The organism is Micropruina sp., from assembly GCF_027492755.1.
In the GTDB taxonomy this organism is placed as follows: Bacteria; Actinomycetota; Actinomycetes; order Propionibacteriales; family Propionibacteriaceae; genus Micropruina.
On the sequence record NZ_JAPUED010000019.1, the window covers coordinates 22,831 to 28,640 of the forward strand.

Annotated in this window: 6 protein-coding genes; 5 read left to right on the plus strand and 1 reads right to left on the minus strand. The window is 68.3% G+C overall.

The features are described 5' to 3' along the window. Positions 1 to 140 precede the first annotated feature (140 nt). On the minus strand, positions 141 to 839 hold the full coding sequence (locus Q0066_RS01070; RefSeq protein ID WP_298129200.1) for a GntR family transcriptional regulator: 699 nt from the start codon (positions 837 to 839) through the stop codon (positions 141 to 143). A 287-nt stretch (positions 840 to 1,126) separates the two neighbouring features. On the opposite strand from Q0066_RS01070, the gene Q0066_RS01075 reads away from it, so the two are divergent. From Q0066_RS01075 to nadD, 5 genes are all read left to right on the plus strand, one after another. After that, a complete protein-coding gene (locus Q0066_RS01075) occupies positions 1,127 to 2,587 on the plus strand; it encodes an MFS transporter (protein WP_298129202.1) in 1,461 nt (486 codons plus the stop codon). A gap of 86 nt (positions 2,588 to 2,673) precedes the next feature. Beyond that, positions 2,674 to 3,801 (plus strand): mannonate dehydratase, encoded by a 1,128-nt coding sequence (locus tag Q0066_RS01080; RefSeq protein ID WP_298129204.1) that lies wholly within the window; start codon positions 2,674 to 2,676, stop codon positions 3,799 to 3,801. Between the two features lie 134 nt (positions 3,802 to 3,935). Beyond that, positions 3,936 to 5,177, plus strand: a complete 1,242-nt coding sequence (locus Q0066_RS01085) for a glutamate-5-semialdehyde dehydrogenase (RefSeq protein ID WP_298129206.1) — start codon at positions 3,936 to 3,938, stop codon at positions 5,175 to 5,177. Between the two features lie 193 nt (positions 5,178 to 5,370). Then, positions 5,371 to 5,505, plus strand: a complete 135-nt coding sequence (locus tag Q0066_RS01090; protein WP_298129208.1) for a hypothetical protein — start codon at positions 5,371 to 5,373, stop codon at positions 5,503 to 5,505. After that, positions 5,505 to 5,810, plus strand: a 306-nt coding sequence (gene nadD, locus Q0066_RS01095; protein ID WP_298129210.1) for a nicotinate-nucleotide adenylyltransferase, incomplete at its 3' end; no start/stop codon positions are given. The genes Q0066_RS01090 and nadD, both read left to right, overlap by 1 nt.

Sequence of the window (5,810 nt, forward strand, 5' to 3'; positions counted from 1 at the left end):
GCGGGGGGGGGGGCGGGGGCGGGCCGCCCCCCCCCCCCCCCGGGGGGGCCCCCCCCCCCCCCCCCCCCGCGGCCCCCGCGCCCCCCCCCCCCCCCCCCCCCCGATCCCAGGCCTGGCCGGGGTCTGTTGATCGTGATCGCTCAGTCGGCGCTGAACAGGTCGGGCTTCTCCTGGTTCATCCGCTCGATGTCCGACAGCACGACCCGCAGATGCGTCCGCAGCGCGTTCACGGCGCCGGACGGATCGCCGTTCTCGACGGCGTCGACCACCCTGGTGTGCTGGGCGATCAGATCGGCCATCTTTCCGCCGGACGGCAGCGACATCCGCCGGGCCCGGTCCATCTGAGCCTTGGCCTGGGAGACGATCGGCCACGCCGCGGCGTGATTCCCCGCCTCCAGCAGGCGTCGATGGAAGGCCTCGTCGAGGCCGAAGAAGCCGGCGACGTCGCCGGAGGCGTCGGCGGCCCGCTGCTGGGCCAGCAACTCGCGCAGGTCGGCGATATCCCCTGGGCCGATCGAGGGCGCGCTCTGCTCGAGGGAGGTGCACTCCAGTGCCTCGCGAATGAACTGCGCCGTCACCACGTCGCTGAGGTGGATGGGTCCGACGAAGCTGCCGCGCTGCGGATAGATGTCCACCAGGCCTTCCTCGGCGAGCAGCAGCAGGCTCTCTCGCACCGGCGTCCTCGAGACTCCGAAAGCGGTCGCGATCTCGGCCTCCGACAGCGCGGCGCCCGGCGGGAGTTGTAGCTCAAGGATCTGTTGTCGAAGCCTCTCGTGGACGATGCGACGTGCACTTTTCCCGCTCAGTCGCGCCGTCCGCAGCTCCGAGGTTCCCGCCATGTGCTCATTGTCACGCATCCGGCCGGATTGGTGCTTGTCGCGAGAGGAGTCCGCGAAGTGGCCAATCATGTCGACTAGTATGGTAGTGTACCGAAACGGCGAGGCACCGAGGCCCGCCCGACGTCACTTGTGACGTCCGATCCCGCATCAGGAGGGTGGCCCGCATGAGCGAGCAAAAGGCCCTCCGCATCGGACACCGGGCAACCCGCCACCACAGTGCGGCGCCGGTGACGCGGTCGGTGGCCGTCCCACACCCCCGCGGCTGACAACCAAAGAAGGAGCAGCAGATGACAACAAATAGCGCCGGTGACAGCTCCGGCACGGTGGCGGAACGCAGCACCGGAGATCTCGCCAAGGCGGCCGTGTCGGGCTGGCTGGGCACGGCGCTGGAGTTCATGGACTTCCAGCTCTACTCACTGGCTGCGGCGCTGGTGTTCAAGGACATCTTCTTCCCCAGCGACGCCCCAGGCATGGCGATCATCCTGGCCATGGCCACCTATGCGACCGGCTACCTGAGCCGTCCGCTCGGCGCCTGGTACTTCGGACGCCTGGGCGACCGGGTCGGCCGCACCAAGGTGCTCTTCTACACGATCGCGTTGATGGGCATCGCGACCACCGCGATCGGCCTGCTGCCCACCTACCACCAGGTGGGCGTGCTCGCCCCGATCCTGCTGGTGCTGCTGCGGCTCGCCCAGGGCTTCGGCGCCGGCGCCGAGATCGCCGGCTCGTCGGTGATGCTCACCGAGTACGCCCCGCGGAAGAGCCGCGGCCTGGTCGGCTCGCTGGTCGCGCTCGGCACCAACTCCGGCACCCTGGGCGCCTCGGCGATCTGGGGCATCCTCGTCGCCACCATGTCGACCGAGACCGTGGTCGAGTGGGGCTGGCGGATCCCGTTCATCGGCTCAGCGCTGATCATGCTGTTCGCCGTCTGGCTGCGCCGCAGCCTGAAAGAGTCGCCGGTCTTCGAGGGACGCGTCGACGTCGTCGAGGGCGAGGCGCTCAGCAAGGAAGAGCTGGAAGCCAAGATCGCCGAGGACAACGTGCTGGCCGCCGCCATCCAGGAGCGCAAGGGCAAGGCGTTCTTCGAGGGCTTCTTCCTGCGCTTCGGCCAGGCCGGCAACTCCGGCATGGTGCAGACCTACCTGATCAGCTACATCACCGCGGTGCTGCTGCTGGCGCCCAGCATCGGTACCGGTGTGGTGATCACCTCGTCCCTGGTCGGCTTCGTCACCGTGCCGGTTATCGGCTGGCTGAGCGACAAGGTCGGCCGCAAGCTGATGTACATCGTGATGTCGTCGATCGCCCTGGTGCTGGCCGGCCCGATGATCTGGATGATCGCCACCAAGAACGTCAACAGCGTCTTCGCCGGCTACATCATCATTCACCAGACCTCGGTGCTCGCCCTGGCCTCGCTGGAGAACAACACCATGTCCGAGCTGTTCGGTGCCCGGTCGCGGCTCACCCAGCTGGCCCTGGCCAAGGAACTCGCGGCCATCGTGGCTACCGGCATCGGCCCGGTCGTTGCGGCGTCGCTGGTGGTTGCCACCGGCGGTTCATGGTGGCCGATCGCGATCATGATCGGGTTCTTCTCGATCTGTTCGCTGGGGGCGGCGATCGTCATGCCCGAGACTGCTGGGCGTGACCTGACGCTGCTCAACGACGCCCATCCCGGTGAGGCGACCATCGGCCCGTTCGCGCGCCGGGAGCGGGCGCGGCTCGGCCTGCCGATGCCCGAGGACGTCCGCTGATCGATGCTGGTCGAGCTTGTCGAGACCCCGGCTGACGTGACGCTGACCAGGGGTTTCGACAAGCTCCATCAACGAGGAGAACGAACATGAAGATGGGCTTTCGCTGGTACGGCGAGGGAAACGACACGGTGTCGTTGGACGACATCCGGCAGATCCCCGGTGTCGAGACGATCGTCTGGAGCCTGCACGGCAAACAGGCCGGTGAGGTCTGGGAGGAGGCCGAGATCGCGGCTGAGATGGCTCGGATCACCGAGCTTTCGTCAGCGCACGCCGCCCGCGGGGTGACCAAGCGGTTCGACGCCGAGGTGGTCGAGTCGGTCAACGTGCACGAGTCGATCAAGCTCGGCCGCACCGTGCTGGGAGTGAGCCGCGACCAGGCGATCGAGAACTACATCACCACTTTGGAGCGCTTGGGCAGGGCCGGAGTGAGGGTGGTCTGCTACAACTTCATGCCGGTCTTCGACTGGCTGCGCACCGACCTGTGGCATCCGCTGCCGGACGGCTCGACTGCGCTCTACTTCGAGAAGTCGATCGTCGACCGCCTGACGCCCGAGAAGCTGATCGCCGACATGGAGGCCAACTCGGGCGGGTTGACCCTGCCCGGCTGGGAGCCGGAGCGGCTGGCCGGCTTCAGCGAACTCAACGAGGCCTACGCCGGGGTCACCCACGACGACATGTACCGCTGCTACAAGTACTTCCTGGACGCGGTGATCCCGACCTGCGAGCAGTACGACGTCAAGCTCGGCGTACATCCCGACGATCCGCCGTTCGACCTGTTCGGCTGGCCCCGGGTGGTGTCCACGATGGAGGATCTGGGCACTGTGCTGGCGCTCAACGACAGCCCGTACAACGGATTGACTCTCTGCCTGGGGTCGTTCTCGGCCAATCCCACACAGGCACCGCGCGCGGTCGAGGCGGTGCAGACCTACCTGGACCGGATCCACTTCTCCCACGTCCGCAACGTCAAGCACGACGCCAACGGCGACTTCAGCGAGGTGGCGCACCGGGCCTGCGAGGGCGACGTGGACACCGTCGGCATCATGAAGGCCTACGCCGAAGCCGGCTACACCGGCTACATCCGCCCCGACCATGGCCGCCACCTGTGGAACGAGAACACCACCAACAAACCCCGTCCCGGCTACGGCTTGTACGACCGCGCCCTGGGCATCCAGTACCTGCTCGGAGTCTGGGACGCGATCAACTACCGCCGCTGACACCTCGTTGGTCGAGCTTGTCGTCGAGACCACTCGGTGACCAGAAGAACCGTCCCCGCGGTCACTGGGGACGGTTCTTTCGGTCACCCCGGTCTCAACAAGCTCGACCGCCGCGGCGCCGGTATCCTGCGGCGGTGACCTTCTTCGATCAGGCCAGGGCCGCCAAGACGGCCAGCAGCGCACTGGCCACCCTGAACCGGGCCGCCAAGGACGCTGCCCTGCACGCGATGGCGGATGCGCTGGCCGACGCCGAGCGGGCGGTGCTCGAGGCGAACCAGCGTGACGTCGACCGGGCCCGCGACAACGGGACCTCCGAGGCGCTGATCGACCGGCTGCGGCTCAACCCGCAGCGGATCGACGGCATGGTCGGCGGGCTGCGTGACCTGGCCGGCCTGCCCGACCCGGTCGGCGACGTGGTGCGCGGCTGGACCAACGCCAACGGCGTCCAGGTGCGTCAGGTGCGGGTGCCGTTCGGCGTGGTCGGCATCATCTACGAGGCGCGGCCGAATGTGACGGCCGACGCGGCCGGCATCTGCCTCAAATCGGGCAACGCGGCGCTGCTGCGCGGGTCGTCGTCCGCGCTGGAGTCGAACCGCGCGGTGGTGGCGGCCCTGCGCGAGGGCCTGGTGGCGTCCGGGTTGCCGGCGGACGCCGTCCAACTCGTCGAAGGCGGACGTGAGGTCACCGACGAGATGATGGCCGCCCGCGGCCTGGTCGACGTGCTGATCCCGCGCGGGGGAGCGGGGCTGATCAACGCCGTGGTTGAGGGCAGCAAGGTGCCGGTGATCGAGACCGGCACCGGCAACTGCCACATCTTCGTGGACGCCAGCGCCGATCAGCAGATGGCGCTGGAGATCCTGCTCAACGCCAAGGTGCAGCGCCCCAGCGTCTGCAACGCCGCCGAGACCTTGCTGGTGCATTCCGCCATCGCCGACGAGTTCCTGCCCAAGGCACTGGCCGCACTCGTCGATCAAGGGGTTACGGTGCATGGCACGGACGCCGTCCGGGCCTATTCCGACGCCGTCGTCCCCGCCGGTGCCGATGAGTTCGACGGCGAATACCTGTCGCTCGACCTGGCCGCCGACGTGGTCGCTTCGGTGGCGGACGCGATCGACCACATCCGTGCCCACACCACCGGGCATTCCGAGACCATCGTCACCAACGACCGGACCTCCGCCGACAAGTTCACCGCCGAGGTGGACGCCGCCGCAGTCCTGGTCAACGCGTCCTCGCGGTTCGTCGACGGCGGCGAGTTCGGCTTCGGTGCCGAGATCGGCATCTCCACCCAGAAGCTGCACGCCCGCGGTCCGATGGGCCTGGCCGAGATGACCTCCTCGAAGTACATCGTCACCGGAGCCGGCCAAACCCGTCCCTGAGGTCTCTGACCCTGCCTGGGCCGACGTCGCCCCTCCTCGGTGTGGTTGGCCCCGGTCCAAACGGGTGCGATGACGCCAAACGGAGGCGACGTCGACTCCGGCGCGCCGTCCTGGGCCGGCAGCCGCCGATTCCGGACGCGACGGGCGGCGAGGTAGTGGCCGAGGTAGCCACGAGACGGTTAGGATCCCGCGCATGGGTGTTCTCATGGAGACGGCGGCGGCACATGATCCGTACCTGCCGTGGGTCATCGGGGGATCGGTCTTCCTCCTGCTGATGATCGGTCTACGGGTTGTCTGGGGCGTCGGTAAGAGCCGTCCGCACAGCTGATGACCAATACCGGGCTTGCCTGGGCCGATGACGGCTCCAGGCGCCGACGCCTGGGTGTGATGGGCGGCACCTTCGACCCGATCCATCACGGCCACCTGGTGGCCGCCAGCGAAGTGGCCGCCAAGTTCGCCCTCGACGAGGTGGTGTTCGTTCCCACCGGCCAGCCGTGGCAGAAGGCGCATCGCGAGGTGTCGCTGCCCGAGGACCGCTACCTGATGACGACGATCGCGACGGCGTCCAACCCGCGATTCTCGGTGAGCCGCGTCGACATCGACCGGCCGGGCTCCACCTACACCCTCGACACC